Below are 14230 nucleotides of genomic sequence, written 5' to 3' on the forward strand. Positions count from 1 at the left end.
GCGCCTGGACACCAGGCGGCCGTCGGCCGCACGGCACCCGGGCCGGGCCGGGCCGCGCGTAGCGCTCGCGCGTCCTTCGCGCGTTGCGGCCGGGCCAGTCGCCGCGCAGCACCTGGACCCGGCGGCCGTCGGCCGCACGTTGCGTCCGGGCCGGGCCGCGCGCACCGTTCCGGCGTCCTTCGCACGTTGCGTTCCGGGGCCGACCGTGCGCGGCGTCGTGGCGTGAGGCGGGCGGCGTCCGGGGGTCGGCCGGCCCGTCAGTCGCGCAGTGCTCGCGCCAGGCGGCGGACGCCCTCGTCGAGCTGGTACGGGGGAGCGGCGGCGAACGTGAGGCGCAGGTATGGCGCGTCGGGCTCGGCGGCGTACCAGGGGCGGCCCGGGAACACCACGACCTGGCGGGCGGCCGCCGCCGTCGTCACGGCCACGTCGTCGGCGCCGTCGGGGAGGCGCAGCCAGGCGTGGAGGCCGCCGCGCGGTACCGGGGGCGGGGGCAGCTCCGGCAGGTGGCGGCGGATCGCGTCGAGCAGTGCGTCACGGCGGGCGCGCAGCTGCGAGCGCAGCGTCCGCAGGTGGCGCGACCACGCCGGGGACGTGACGAAGTCCAGCGCGGCCTGCTGCAGCGGGCCGGCGACGAAGAAGTCGTCCAGGACCCGGGCCGCGCGCAGCCGGGCCCCGGCGGCGCCCCGCGCGCCGATCGCGGCCACCCGCAGGCCGGGGGCCGCGGACTTGGTGAGCGAGCGCAGGTACACCACGTGGCCGTCCGGGTCGCCGGTGACCAACGGCGGCAGGGGGTCGGCGTCGATCGCCAGGTCGCGGGCGTAGTCGTCCTCGATCAGGAAGGCACCGGCGGCGCGGACCTCCGCCATGACCGCCGCGCGGCGCGCGGGTGCCAGCGTGGCGCCGTGCGGGTTGGCGAAGAGTGGCTGGCAGTAGAAGAGCCGGGCGCCCGTGCGGCGCAGGGCGGCGGCCAGCAGGTCGGGGCGCACGCCCTCGGCGTCGGCGGGCACCGGCACGACCCGCAGGCCGGCGGCGCGGGCGGCGGCGAGCGCGCCGAGGTACGTCGGCGACTCGACCAGCACCGCGTCGCCCGGCGCGGCGAGCGCGCGGAACGCTGTCGACAGCGCCGACTGGCCGCCCGGGCAGATCACGACGTCCTCGACCCGCATCGACCCGCCGGCGGTCCGGGCGAACCACGCGCGCAGGTCTTCGCGGCCCTCGACCGGGCCACGCTGCCAGCTCGCCGGGTGCCGGGCCGCCCGGGCGAGCGCCGCGCCGAGGGCGGCGGCCGGCTGGAGGTCGGCGTCGAGGTACCCGCTGGACAGCGCGATCGCGCCCGGGCGCGGGATCGCCAGCAGCGCCTGCATCGCGTCCTCGCCCGCCGGCCGCGGGCCCAGCGCGATCGACTGCCACGACAGGTCCGGCCGGTCGGCGGAGCCCGGCGCCGCGGCGACGTACGTGCCGCGTCCGGGCTGCGTGTCGACCAGGCCCTCCGCGGCCAGGACGCGGATCGCGCGGCTCACCGTGATCGGCGAGGCGCGGTGCCGGGCGGTGAGCTCGCGCACGGTCGGCAGCCGTGTGCCCGCCGCCGACCGGCCCGCCAGCGCGCGAAGATCTTGGATAACGCGAAGCGTTGCGTTATCGTCATTCATGAGAAGCAAGGATAACGTTACTCGGCACGGAGCGATAACGGGCGCGGCCCTCGGTGCGCTCGGGGTGCTCTGCTTCAGCATGTCGCTGCCGGCCACCCGCCTGGCCGTGGCGCACCTCGACGCCTGGTTCGTCGCGTTCGGCCGCGCGGTCGGGGCCGGCCTGCTCGCCGTGGCCTACCTCGCGATCGTCCGCGCCCCGCGCCCGACCTGCGGGCAGCGGCGCCGGCTCGCCGTGGTCGCGCTCGGCGTCGTCGCCGGGTTCCCGTTGTTCACCTCCCTCGCGCTGCAGACGAGCACCGCCGCCCACGGCGCCGTCGTCATCGCCGTGCTGCCCGCGGTCACCGCCGGCTTCGCGGTCCTGCGCGCACGGGAGCGCCCGGCGCCGGCGTTCTGGCTCGCGGGCGCCGCCGGCCTGCTCGCCGTCCTCGCCTTCCTGGCGCTCAGCGGCGCGGTCTCCGGCGCGGCCGGCCCGGCCGACCTGTTCCTGCTGGCCGCGGTCGTGCTGTGCGGCCTGGGGTACGCCGAGGGCGGCGCCCTGTCCCGCGAGCTCGGCGGCGCCCGCACGATCTGCTGGGCGCTCGTGCTCGCGCTGCCGTTCACCACGGCGGTGACGGCGGTCGCGGCGCTGCGCCACCCGCCGCACGCCCCGGCGGTGGCCTGGGCCGGCCTCGGCTACCTCACCGCGGTGTCGATGTTCCTCGGATTCTTCGCGTGGTACGGCGGGCTGGCCCGCGGCGGCGTCGCCCGCGTCGGCCAGATCCAGCTCGCCCAGCCGGTGCTCACCATGGCCTGGTCGGCCCTGCTGCTGCACGAGCGCGTGCCCCCGATCGCGGCCGCCGCCGCGGTGGCCGTGCTCGCCTGCGTCGCCCTGACCCAGCGCCTGCGCACCGCCGCGCCGCCCGCCCTGGCCGGCTGAGCACCGGTCCGGTCGCGGCACAATGGACGCGTGCGTATCGCCTTCGCCGCCGACGACAGCAACGCGACCACCGAGGCTGTGGTCGAGCACCTCGCGTCCGCCGGGCACGAGGTGCTACGCGTCGGCGGGCCGGGCGCGGATCCGGCGGTGGCGTGGCCGGACCTCGGCGCCGGCGTCGGGCGGGCCGTGGTGGAGGGCCGCGCCGACCTCGGCGTGGTCATGTGCTGGACGGGCACGGGCACGGCGATCGCCGCCAACAAGGTGCCCGGGGTGCTCGCCGCCGTCGCGTGGGACCCGTGGGTGGCCCGCGGCGCGCGGCTGTGGAACGACGCCAACGTGCTCGCGATGAGCCTCAAGCGGCTCGCGCCCGACGTCGCGGTCGAGGTGCTGCGGGCGTTTCTGGAGGTACCGTCGCCGGATCCGGATGAGGCGGAGAACATCGCGCTGCTGAGGGGGCTCGACGCCGGGCGGTGACCGGTCCACCGAGATCGCGCCGCTCGACAACGTCCACCGGGAGTCAGTAGCGGACGATCAGGGCGATCCGGCCGTCCGCGGCCAGGCTGTCGTCGCCGACGAAGGTCACGTCGCCACCCTGGCGGGCCACCCGCTCGACGATGTCGTCGACCGCGTCGTCCAGCAGGACGCCCGGGCTGTCGCCGTGCGGCTCCTGGTCCGGGGGGTGCAGGTGGTCCTCGTAGACCCAGGCGGGGCTGTGGTAGCCCTCCTCGACCAGCAGGTGCGCGCCGCGGCCCTGCTGGGCCAGGGACCACACCTCGGGCAGCCCCGCGGCGAACCGGTTGGCGCCGCGCGCGACGTCGAGCGCCTCCAGGGCCGCCACCTGCTCCATCGCCGTGTACGCGGCCAGGCGCGGGGCCAGCAACTGGTACACCTCGTGCGCGCCGGCGTGGTCGTAGTTGCCGGTGACGGTGCCGGCGATGCCGCGGGTCCACTCCTCGGCGAAGAAGGCCAGGTACCGCTCGACGCCCAGCACGAAGACGGGGCGGGTGTCCAGGTTGTCGACCTCGGTCAGGCCGTTGGCGACGTTGCGGAAGAACTGCCGGTGCCGCTCGTCCTCGTGCTTGCTCGGGTCCTGGCCGTAGTCGCGGGGCAGGCCGAGCGCGCCGCCGGGGCCCTCGTGCGTGAACGGGAAGCCGTGCGAGTGGACCTCGACCAGGTCGGCGCCGTCGCCGCTCCACAGGCGGGTCGGCTGCTCGGACAGCACGAGCGCCCAGTACCGGTGCCGGCGGGCGGCGTCGGCGACGATGTCGCGGACCTCGTACGTGTCGGCGATGACGACGCGCTCCTGCACCGGAGTCTCCAGCAGTCGCACGTGGACCTGCCCGGGCGAGGCGAACAGCGCCAGCCCCTCGCCCATGTGCCGCAGGTCGACGCGCTCGGCGGCGGTGGCGATCTCGTCGTACACCTGGTTGGCGACGTCGCGCGGCACCGTCTCGTCGAGATCGAGGCGTCGGCGGGCCTCGGACAGCAGGTTGCGCAGGCGGATCGGGTCCTGCTGGTTGCCCGGCGCCTTGCGATGGGTCGGCATCAGCAGTGAGACCGCCGGGTACCCGGTGGGGGTCAGCGTCGCCAGATCCTTCACCGTCATGCGCCCACCGTGCCCCTGTTGGTCGTCGGCCAGACTCGCCCGCGGAGGATGAGTAGGGTTCGCACGTCGCCGGCCTGCCCGTGTCGGATTCGAGGGGTGTCGTTCGTCGTACGCGTAAAGGCTGACGGGAGCGAACCGATGCGGTATCTGATGATGGTGATCGTCGATGGGGATGTCACCGACGGGCCGGCCGGGCCGGAGATCGAGGCCTGGGTCGCGGAGATGGACGGCAGGGGCGTGCGGCTGTTCGGCAACCGGGTCGTCGCGCCCGCCGAGGCCACCACCGTGCGGGTGCGCGACGGCGAGGTGCTGCTCACCGACGGGCCGTACGACGAGACGACGGAGCAGATGGGCGGCTTCGTCATCATCGAGTGCGCCGATCTCGACCAGGCGATCGAGGTCGCCGCCCAGCATCCGATGGCGCACCGGGGCAGGATCGAGCTCCGCCCGTTCTGGGAGGACGCGGCGGCGCGCCCCGGGAGCGCCGCGCTGACCCGGCTCACCGGCGATCGGGACCTCGCCGAGGAGTGCGCCCAGGACGCGTTCGCGCAGGCGCTGCGCCGCCGTGCCGTCGAGGCGGACAAGCTGCGTGAGGCCGCCATGCTGAGCCCGATCGAGGGCGTGGCGGATCCCGAGGACGAGGCGCCCGCCGTACCGGATGACCGCCTGCGGCTGATGTTCACCTGCTGCCATCCCGCGCTGTCGCTGGAGGCCCAGGTCGCGCTGACGCTGCGCAGCCAGGCGGGGCTGTCGACGGCCGAGATCGCGCGGGTGTTCCTGGTGTCCGAGCCGACGATGTCGCAGCGCCTGGTGCGGGCCGACAACAAGATCCAGCGGTCCCGGATTCCGTTCCGGGTGCCGCCCGCGCACCTGTTGCCGGGGCGGCTCGAGTCGGTACTGACCGTGCTGTACCTGCTGTTCAACGAGGGCTACAGCGGCGGCGGGCGGGTCGACCTCGGGCGCGAGGCGATCCGGCTCGCGCGGGTGCTCGCCGCGCTCATGCCCGACGAGCCGGAGGCGCTCGGGCTGCTCGCGCTGATGCTGCTGCACGACGCGCGCCGCGCCGCCCGGCAGGACGCCGCCGGCGACCTGGTGCCGCTGGAGGAGCAGGACCGCGGCGCCTGGGACCGGGCCGCGATCGCGGAGGGCGCCGAGATCCTCGAGCGCGCGCTGCGCCGCCAGCGCGCCGGGAAATACCAGATCCAGGCGGCGATCGCGGCGTGCCACGCGTGCGCGCCCAGCGTCGCGGAGACCGACTGGCCGCAGATCGCGCAGTTGTACGCCCGGCTCGCCCGCATCGCGCCCGGGCCCGTCGTCGAGCTCAACCGCGCCGTCGCCGTCGCCATGGCCGACGGGCCCGCGGCCGGATTGTCGCTGGTCGATGCGCTGCGCGACGCCGGGGCCCTCGCCGGGTACCACCTGCTGCCCGCCACCCGCGCCGACCTACTGCGCCGGCTCGGCCGCGTCGCCGAGGCCGCCGAGGCCTACCGCGAGGCCCTCGAGTTGTCGGGGAGCGATGCCGAGCGGCGGTACCTCACCCGCAGGCTGGCCTCGCTCACCCCATGACGTCACCCGTAGCGTGAGTTCAGTCACCAGCCGTTGGCTGATCTTGCCACGTGTGCAAGTTTGGCTGAGGCGGGCCTCCACTTAACGGGGAATGGTGAGGTGGTCGAAGTGGAACGCGGTCAACCGGTCGGCTGGGCGGCACACCGCCGTGCTGTAGACGCCCTACGCGCCTCCTACGCCGCGATCCCGCCAGGCGACACCGTGCGGCTGGCGAAGAAGACCTCGAACCTGTTCCGGCCGCGCGCCGACGCCCGTCACGGCCTCGACGTGAGCGGCCTCGGCGGGGTCATCGAGGTCGACGCGGCCGGGCGCACCGCCGAGGTGCAGGGCATGTGCACGTACGAGGACCTGGTCGACGCCACCCTGCCGCACGGGCTGATGCCGCTCGTCGTGCCGCAGCTGCGCACCATCACGCTGGGCGGGGCCGTCACCGGGCTGGGCATCGAGGCCACCTCGTTCCGGCACGGGCTGCCGCACGAGTCGGTGCTGGAGCTGGACATCCTCACCGGCACGGGGGAACTGCTCACCGTGCGGCCCGACAACGAGCACGCCGAGCTGTTCTCGGCGTTCCCCAACTCGCTGGGCAGCCTCGGCTACGCCACCCGGCTGCGTATCGAGCTGATGCCGATCGCCGCCGGGGTGAGCCTGGCCAACCTGCGCTTCGACGACCTCGACGAGCTGCTCGAGGTCGTCGGCGAGGTGATGAAGACCGGCGCGTACGACGGCCGGCACGTCGACGTCATGGACGGCGTCGTGTTCCGTCCCGGCGAGGCGTACCTCGTGCTGGGCACCTTCACCGACGAGCCCGGCGCCACCAGCGACTACACCGGGCAGGCGATCTACTACCAGTCGCTGCGGACGAAGGCCACCGACCGCCTCTCCGCGTACGACTACCTGTGGCGGTGGGACACCGACTGGTTCTGGTGCTCGGCCGCCTTCGGCGCGCAGGTCCCCGCGGTGCGCCGGGTCTGGCCGCGGCGGTACCGCCGCTCCGACGTGTACCACCGCATCGTGCGGTTCGAGAACCGCTACGGCGTCGCCGCGCGCGTCGGCCGGTGGCGCGGGCAGCCCGACAGCGAGCGCGTCGTGCAGGACGTCGAGCTGCCGCTGGAGCGGACCGCCGAGTTCCTGCGATGGTTCGCCCGCGAGGTGCCGATGGCGCCGATCTGGCTCTGCCCGCTGCGTCTGCGGGAGCACGAGTGGCCGCTGTACCCGATGCACGCCGGCGAGGCGTACGTCAACGTCGGGTTCTGGGGCACGGTGCCGATCGAGCCGGGCGCCGCCGACGGCGACGTCAACCGAGCCATCGAGGCCAAGGTGTTCGAGCTCGGCGGCCACAAGTCCCTCTACTCCGACGCCTACTACGACCGGGAGACCTTCGACCGGCTCTACGGCGGCCCCGCATACCGCGCCGCCAAGGACCGCTACGACCCCGGTCACCGATTGACCGACCTCTACGACAAGGTTGTGGGGCGTAAATGACCAGCACCTACCGTTCGAGCAACACGCAAGGATCCGTTCCCGGCCAGCCCCGCCGCCGGCCCCCCGTCCCGACCGTCGCCGACATCGTCCGGGCCGTCACCGCAGGCGAGGTCCAGGTCCACATCACCGCCTACGACGGCAGCGCCGTCGGCCCCGAGGACGCCCCCGTCGGGCTGCACGTCGCCTCCGAGCGCGGCCTGTCGTACGTGCTGACCGCCCCCGGCGACCTGGGCATGGCCCGCGCCTACGTGACCGGCGACCTCGAGGTGCGCGGCGTGCACTCCGGCGACCCGTACGAGGCGCTGCGACAGCTCGCCAACGGCCTGCGGCTGCGGCTGCCCTCGGCCGGCGAGGCCCTGCGCCTGGTGCGCGGCCTGGGCTGGGAACGGCTGCTCCCGCCGCCGCCCCCGCCGCAGGAGGCCACGCCGGCATGGAAGCGCACCCTGGCCGGCCTCGGCCTGCGCCACGCCCGCGGCCGCGACGCCGAGGCGATCCACCACCACTACGACGTGTCGAACCGCTTCTACGAGATGGTGCTCGGCCCGTCCATGACGTACACCTGCGCCGTCTACCGCTCCGAGTCCGACACCCTCGAGCAGGCCCAGGCGAACAAGTACGACCTCGTCGCCGGCAAGCTGGCGCTCAAGCCGGGCCAGCGGCTGCTCGACGTCGGCTGCGGCTGGGGCGGCATGGTCCGCCACGCCGCCCGCGAGTACGGCGTGCGCGCCCTCGGCGTCACCCTGTCCCGCCAGCAGGCCGAGTGGGCGCAGGCCGCGATCGAGCGGGAGGGCCTCGGCCACCTCGCCGAGGTACGCTACCTGGACTACCGCGACGCGCCGCTGGAGCAGTTCGACGCGGTCAGCTCCATCGGCCTCACCGAGCACATCGGGGTCAAGAACTATCCTCGGTACCTCGCGACGCTGCGCGACCGCCTCAAGCCCGGCGGGCGGCTGCTGAACCACTCCATCACCCGCTCCGACAACCGGGCCTCGCACAAGCCCGGCGCGTTCATCGACCGGTACGTGTTCCCCGACGGCGAGCTCGCCTCCCCGGGCCGGCTGGTGGGCGCCGTGCACGACGCGGCGTTCGAGGTGCAGCACGAGGAGAACCTGCGGCTGCACTACGCGCTGACCCTGGCCGGCTGGAACCGCAACCTGGTCGAGCGCTGGGACGAGTGCGTCGCCGAGGTCGGGCTGGGCACCGCCCGCGTGTGGGGCCTGTACATGGCCGGCTCGCGCCTCGCCTTCGAGCGCAACGAGATCCAGCTGCACCAGATCCTCGCCACGAAGACCACCCGGGACGGCGTGTCGTCCTACCCGCTGCGGCCCGACTGGACCGCCTGACAGCTCGTACCGCACAGTTTGCGCAGGGCGCGGCCGGGTTGCGACCGGCCGCGCCCTTGCGGTCCCGGTGACCGATTTGCGGCTCTCGGCTTTCTCCCAGGGAGAATCCAGTTTGGCGGAAGCTGCGGTGTGCAATCTGGACAACATGAGTGACCAGGACCGCCAGGGGAGCGACCCGCAGCACGCTGACACACCCGGCTCCGCGCAACCGTCGTCGCCGTCGCCGTCGGCCTCGGTGGACCCCCCGGCTTCGCCGCAGCTGCCGCCGGCCGCGTCCTGGCCGCCGCCGTCTTCCACTCCTCTCGCGCCATCGTCCGCCGCGCCGCCTTCCGTTCCCGCCGGGCCGCCTTCCGTTCCCGCCGTGCCGTCTTTCGTCGCGCCGCCTTCCGCGTCCGCCGCGTCCGCCGAGTCCGCGGTGCCGTCTTCCGCAGCGCCGTCTCCCGCTTCCGTCGCACCGTCTTCCGCCTTCGTGCCGCCTTCCGCTCCTGCCGCCCCGTCTTTCGTCGCGCCGTCCTCCGCTCCCGTCGCGCCGTCTTCTTCCGCTCCCGTGGTGCCTTCGTCTGCGGCGTCGTCTTCCGTCGCAACGTCCTCCGCTCCCGCGGCGCCGTCTTCTTCCGCCTCCGTGGTGCCTTCGTCTGCGGCGTTGTCTTCCGTCGCGTCGTCTTCCGTTCCCCCGGCGCCGTCTTCGTCCGATCCCGTGGTGCCCTCCTCTGCGGGGCCGTCTTCCGCTCCCGCGGTGCCGTCTCCCGCCCCGCCGGTCGTGAGCGCCCCGGCCGGGCCCCCAGCGTCCCCGGTCTCCCCGGCCGCGGTCTTCCCGGCATCCGGTGCGCCTGACGCGTACGCTCCGGCCTCGGCTCCGCCGGGTCAGTACGTTCCCGCTTCGGCTCCGGGTCAGTACGTTCCGGCCTCGGAGGCACCGGGTCAGTACGTGCCCGCCTCGGGCGTACCGGCCGCCGGGTCGCCGTGGAGCCGGCCGGAGACCAACGGGTATTCACACGTGCCGGCCGCCGGTGAGAACGCGCCGACGCAGCCGCTCGGCACTGTCGCGACCGCTCCCTTCTCGGCACCGCCGCTCCCACCCACCGGATATGTCGGTTACGGGCAGCCGTATGGGCATGGCGCGCAGCCGCCCGGGTTCCCACCGCCCGGACACCCTGGTCAGCCCGCGTACGGGCAGCCGGGCCCCCGGCCGGGGCGCGGCGGGCGGATCGTCGCGCTCGCCGTGTGCGCGATCGTGCTCGCCGCCGGCTCGGCGCTCGGCGGCGGCCTGGTCGCCACCCAGCTGGCCGGCGACAACCCGGCCAGCGGCCCGAGCGTCGTCGCCCGCGACCCGGCGCCCAACCTCGACCGTTCCTCGGTGGGCGCGGTCGCCGAGGCGGTGCTGCCCAGCGTCGTGGACATCAGCTCCGGCGACGGCGAGGGCTCCGGCGTGATCATGACCGCGGACGGTCAGATCGTCACGAACAACCATGTCGTGCAGGGCGCCCAGCAGCTCACCGTGACGTTCAGCAACGGCAAGACGGCGCCCGCGACGGTCGTGGGTACCGACCCGTCCGGCGACATCGCGGTCATCAAGGCCCAGGGCGTCTCCGGCCTCACCCCGGCGAAGTTCGGCGACAGCGACGCGCTGCGCATCGGCGACACCGTCCTGGCCGTCGGCAGCCCGCTGGGCCTGCAGGGCTCGGTCACGGCCGGCATCGTCAGCGCCCTGCACCGTACGATCTCGGGTGATCAGGGCGGCAAGACGATCGCCGACGCGATCCAGACCGACGCCGCGATCAACCCGGGCAACTCCGGCGGCGCGCTGGTCAACCTCAAGGGCGAGGTCGTCGGCATCAACACCGCGATCGCCACCGCGGGGCAGAACAACGGCAACATCGGCGTCGGGTTCGCCATCTCCGCCAACCGCGCCCGGGCCGCCGCCGACCAGCTGGCCAAGGGCGGCAAGGTCAGCCACCCGTACCTCGGGGTGCAGCTCACCGACGGCAACGGTGGCGCGCTCATCGGCGGCGTGGTCGCGGGCGGCCCGGCCGACAAGGCGGGCCTGAAGACCGGCGACACGGTGACCAAGTTCGGCTCGGCGGCCGTCACCGACGCGACCTCGCTCATCAATGCGGTACAGGCGGCGAAGGCCGGCGACCGCGTGCCGGTGACGGTCGGCCGCAACGGCGGCGAGCAGACCGTGACCGTGGCCCTCGGCGAGGCGCCGTAAGACTTCCATTCCCTTTCGCCGCAGCGGCCCGCGTTCGCCACGACGCGGGCCGCTGCGTTGTGCTCAGCGTTGCAGCTGTGCCACGAGGTCCCGGAACACGCCGAACGCGGGCTTGGGCGTGTAGTCGGAGCGGACCAGCCCGAACTGCGACATCGGGTTGTCGTTGCCGCTGTCGGCGTCGCGCAGCGCGAAGTGTTCGTAGGCGGTGACGTTGAGCTCGGCGGCGTTCGCGGCGACGGCCCGCACGACCTGCCCGACGACTTCGGCCTGCCGCTCGTACGTGCGCCCATCGCCCGTCGCCCAGCCGTTCTCGGTCACGTGGATCGGGGTGCTCGCGGGCACGCCGGCCGCGGCCAGGCACCGCTCCCGGAAGGTGCGCAGCACGCCCTCGACCGCGACCGGGAAGTCGGTCACCGGGCGGAACACGCCGGGAAAGAAGTCCAGCCCGGCGTAGTCGATGACGGGCCCGATCTCCCGCAGCGACGCCCAGAACTCCTGCTCCTGGTCGAAGATCGGCGTCGAGTTGCAGCCGATGCGCACGTCCAGGCCGAGCCGGTCGGCCTCGGCGCGGGCGGCCAGCACGCCCTCGACGATTGCCCGCCGTACCGCCGGGAAACCACCGTCGCCGCCCGGCCCGTCATGGTTGGCCTCCTCGCCGACCTGCAGCGTGGCCAGGCACTCCCCGTGCGTGCGGAGCAGGCTGCGCAGGTGGTCCAGCCATCCGCTCAGGTCGTCGCCGGGCTCGCGGAAGCAGGCGACCAGGTCGAGCCGCCGGCCGCGGACGGCGTGCTGCCACGGTGCCGGCGCCGCCTCCATGTGAGCGCCCAGCGCGTCGCTGTAGTGCACATAGCCGCGTACGAGGGCGGGGGAGAGCTCGTCGAGCAGCTCGCTCGTCCGCCCCGCGTCCTCCGGCGGGCCGGGCGTGATGCCACCGTCGGGGTCGGCGCCGAGCCCGCCCGCGTAGATGCCGAATTTCAGAGTCATGCGGCCACGGTACGACAAACTTGGTGTCACACCAAATTTGTGTTGACGCTAGAATTATCCGCATGGCGCTTCGGGCGGAGAAGAAGGCGGCGACGCGGACGGCGATCGCCGACGCGGCGACGGGCCTGTTCATGGAGCGCGGATTCGACCGCGTCACCGTGGCGGAGGTAGCGGAGGCGGCCCGCGTGTCGGTGAACACCGCCTTCAACTACTTCCCGACGAAGGAGGACCTGTTTCTCGACCGCCAGGACGATGTCGTCTCCCGCCTGGCCAATGCCGTGCGGGGCGCCCCCGACCCGGCCGCCGCCGCGCGCGCGCTGTTCCTCGGCGAGCTCGACCGCGACGAGCCGACGCTCGGCCTGCACCCCGACGCGCCGAAGTTCTGGAAGGTCGTCGACGACAGCCCGGCGCTGCAGGCCCGGCTGCGCCTGCTGGGCGAGACCGCCGAGCGGGCCGTCGCCGCGGCCCTGATCGAGTCCGGTCGCCCAGAGCCGGACGCGTGGTGGGCGGCCGCGATCCTGACCGGCGTCGACCGCGCTCTGCACGCCCACATCCGGCGGCTGATGCTCGCGGGGGAGGAGCCGGCCGCCGCCCGGGCCGCGATCCGCGACATCGCCGAGCGCGCGTTCGCCGCCGCCGCCCGCGCACTGTCGTGACCGTTCTCAGCGCTCGGCGGTCCGTAGCAGCGCTGCGACGGCCCGGCCCGCGCCGTCCACGAACGCCCGCAGCTCGATGCAGCCGCTGCCAGCCCGGTGCGATCGTGTCGTGGTCTGGCGACACGCATGCATCGTCCGCCGGGCGGCCGCGCGGGTGGCAGGGCCGCAGGGCCGCGGGCGAGGGCCCCGGACGGCCCTACCTCGTGGTCGCGGTGCCACTGCCGGTAGGCGGGACCGCAGCGGTCTGAATTTGTCGTACCCCTGTTCTAACTAAAAGCATGATTGAGGTGCTGGCAGCGATCGATCCGGCGGAGTGGCGCAACCGGCTGGACTCGATGCTGGACGAGCATCGTCGCCGCCACGCCCGCCGTGCCGCGATCAGGTCGGAGTTCGCCGAGGCGCGCCGCCGCGGCCTGGAGCAGCGCCACGCGGAGCGACTGGCCCGCCTGGACCGCGAGGCCCGCACCGCGGAGATCACTGCCCACTGGGCCGAGCGGGACGCCCGCACGACCGGCCCCCACACTCCAACCGCTCCACCCACGCCTCGCGCAGACGCCGCTCCCACCACCGCTCGGACGTCGCCACCCGCCGCTTCTGCCCCAACTGCTGCGCCGAAGTCTCCGGCCCCTGCCTCTGCTCCCGTCGCCGGCGGTGCTCCAGGGTCGTCGCCCGCGTCGCCTGTTTCGGCGCCTGGTTCCGCGTCGGCTGGTTCCGCGTCGGCTGTCTCTGCTTCGGTCGCCGGCGCTGCTTCGGTGTCGTTGCCTGTGTCGTCTGCTTCGGCGGCTGGTTCCGTGTCGGCTGTCTCTGCTTCTGTTGCGGGCGCTGCTTCGGTGTCGTCGCCCGCGTCGCCTGTTTCAGCGGCCGCGTCCGCGTCTCCGGCCGATACTCCTGTTTCCGCCGCTGGTCCTGTTCCTGTGTCGTCGCCCGCTCCTTCTGCGGGCGCGGCGCCTCGGCGACCTTCCGGTCGTCGCGACGTCGGTTCGGCTCCTGCTCCAGTCGGCGACGGTCGACGTCGAACTCGACCTGCGACGGTGCGTCGCGCTGCGCGTCTCGATCGCTATTGCGGCGCCTGTCGTCGTGCCGCGCGCAGTGTGCCCGGCGGCTTTCCATGTGCTCGACCGCCGTGACCGCCAGGGTGACCCAGCTGAAACACCCGCAGATCGTCATGCTGGATGGGTCATTGCGGACCACCGGCGGCGATGGCGTCGTGGACGTTCTGCCGCTGGAAGAACGAGACGAGCACGTGGTTGCCGACCCCGCGATGAGCCGCTCAGTTCCTTGATCAGGGTCAGTCCGGCATGGAGCCCGGCCGCCGTCACCATGCGCGGGATGTCGACAAGCTCGCCGTCGCGCCGGTGCGGCCGAGCGGTCACCGAGAGGTGGCCGCCGGGCCGCAGCACGGCGGAGCAGCCGACGGCAGGTTTCGGGGCGGTCGCCCCGGTCGGCGTCGAGGCTTGGTGATGCCGTGCGCGATGTCTTGGCGGGTGGCCGTTCGGGTCGTCGACGCTGCGACGGATGCGGAAGAGCTGTTTGGCTCGGCGAAGTTGATTTCGGCGGCGGCGTCGGCGGCCCAGATCTCGCGGATCACAATTCGTGGCCTGCGGTCGTGACTGGACCGAGGTCGTCTGCCTGTCCGCCGAAGAGGTCTTCATCGCCGCGGTCGCCGCCGAGGGCATCGTCGAGACCGTCGATGCTCAGCCGCAGTTTGTCCGGCGCGATCATGTCGTGGTCTGGCTGGCACGCATGCATCGTCCGCTGAGCGGCCGTACGGGTGCCAGGGCCGTGGTCGCAGGGCGTGGGTCGCAGGGTCGCAGGA

Annotated in this window: 12 protein-coding genes and 1 pseudogene; 9 read left to right on the forward strand and 4 right to left on the reverse strand. The window is 73.9% G+C overall.

The genetic code is table 11. From position 1 onward, the window contains the following. Positions 1 to 257: 257 nt before the first annotated feature. Positions 258 to 1649 (reverse strand): aminotransferase-like domain-containing protein, encoded by a 1392-nt coding sequence (locus ABT297_RS34425; RefSeq protein ID WP_350556657.1) that lies wholly within the window; start codon positions 1647 to 1649, stop codon positions 258 to 260. Here ABT297_RS34425 and ABT297_RS34430 point away from each other — a divergent pair. Together ABT297_RS34430 and ABT297_RS34435 are read left to right on the forward strand one after the other, a co-directional pair. Beyond that, positions 1648 to 2565, forward strand: a complete 918-nt coding sequence (locus ABT297_RS34430; protein WP_350556658.1) for a DMT family transporter — start codon at positions 1648 to 1650, stop codon at positions 2563 to 2565. The genes ABT297_RS34425 and ABT297_RS34430 overlap by 2 nt on opposite strands. Before the next feature lie 30 nt (positions 2566 to 2595). Continuing rightward, positions 2596 to 3039, forward strand: a complete 444-nt coding sequence (locus tag ABT297_RS34435; RefSeq protein ID WP_350556659.1) for an RpiB/LacA/LacB family sugar-phosphate isomerase — start codon at positions 2596 to 2598, stop codon at positions 3037 to 3039. Between the two features lie 43 nt (positions 3040 to 3082). Here ABT297_RS34435 and ABT297_RS34440 read toward each other — a convergent pair whose 3' ends face one another. Then, positions 3083 to 4171: an AOC03_06830 family ribosome hibernation factor gene (locus tag ABT297_RS34440; RefSeq protein WP_350556660.1), complete on the reverse strand. Its 1089-nt coding sequence runs from the start codon at positions 4169 to 4171 to the stop codon at positions 3083 to 3085. 222 nt (positions 4172 to 4393) lie between these two features. Here ABT297_RS34440 and ABT297_RS34445 point away from each other — a divergent pair. From ABT297_RS34445 to ABT297_RS34465, 5 genes and pseudogenes are all read left to right on the forward strand, one after another. Next, positions 4394 to 4615: pseudogene (locus tag ABT297_RS34445) on the forward strand (YciI family protein); the annotation flags it as partial. Beyond that, positions 4607 to 5737, forward strand: a complete 1131-nt coding sequence (locus ABT297_RS34450; RefSeq protein ID WP_350556689.1) for an RNA polymerase sigma factor — start codon at positions 4607 to 4609, stop codon at positions 5735 to 5737. The pseudogene ABT297_RS34445 and the gene ABT297_RS34450, both read left to right, overlap by 9 nt. 108 nt (positions 5738 to 5845) lie before the next feature. Continuing rightward, positions 5846 to 7219: an FAD-binding oxidoreductase gene (locus ABT297_RS34455; RefSeq protein WP_350556661.1), complete on the forward strand. Its 1374-nt coding sequence runs from the start codon at positions 5846 to 5848 to the stop codon at positions 7217 to 7219. Continuing rightward, the gene (locus ABT297_RS34460; RefSeq protein WP_350556662.1) at positions 7216 to 8562 is read left to right on the forward strand and encodes a class I SAM-dependent methyltransferase; all 1347 of its coding nucleotides are present in this window, start codon (positions 7216 to 7218) and stop codon (positions 8560 to 8562) included. The genes ABT297_RS34455 and ABT297_RS34460 overlap by 4 nt, the downstream gene beginning before the upstream one ends. Positions 8563 to 9490: 928 nt before the next feature. Beyond that, on the forward strand, positions 9491 to 10774 hold the full coding sequence (locus ABT297_RS34465; RefSeq protein WP_350556663.1) for a S1C family serine protease: 1284 nt from the start codon (positions 9491 to 9493) through the stop codon (positions 10772 to 10774). Between the two features lie 63 nt (positions 10775 to 10837). Here ABT297_RS34465 and ABT297_RS34470 read toward each other — a convergent pair whose 3' ends face one another. Next, positions 10838 to 11758 (reverse strand): hypothetical protein, encoded by a 921-nt coding sequence (locus tag ABT297_RS34470; protein WP_350556664.1) that lies wholly within the window; start codon positions 11756 to 11758, stop codon positions 10838 to 10840. Between the two features lie 62 nt (positions 11759 to 11820). Between ABT297_RS34470 and ABT297_RS34475 the strand changes: the two genes are divergently transcribed. Both ABT297_RS34475 and ABT297_RS34480 read left to right on the forward strand, forming a co-directional pair. Beyond that, on the forward strand, positions 11821 to 12414 hold the full coding sequence (locus tag ABT297_RS34475; RefSeq protein WP_350556665.1) for a TetR/AcrR family transcriptional regulator: 594 nt from the start codon (positions 11821 to 11823) through the stop codon (positions 12412 to 12414). A 1123-nt stretch (positions 12415 to 13537) separates the two neighbouring features. Further along, entirely contained in the window at positions 13538 to 13696 is a 159-nt protein-coding gene (locus ABT297_RS34480; protein ID WP_350556666.1) for a hypothetical protein, read from the forward strand. 302 nt (positions 13697 to 13998) lie between these two features. Here ABT297_RS34480 and ABT297_RS34485 read toward each other — a convergent pair whose 3' ends face one another. Next, on the reverse strand, positions 13999 to 14136 hold the full coding sequence (locus tag ABT297_RS34485; RefSeq protein WP_350556667.1) for a hypothetical protein: 138 nt from the start codon (positions 14134 to 14136) through the stop codon (positions 13999 to 14001). Positions 14137 to 14230 lie beyond the last annotated feature (94 nt).

This window comes from Dactylosporangium sp. NPDC000555, from assembly GCF_040300025.1.
Classification (GTDB): Bacteria; Actinomycetota; Actinomycetes; order Mycobacteriales; family Micromonosporaceae; genus Dactylosporangium.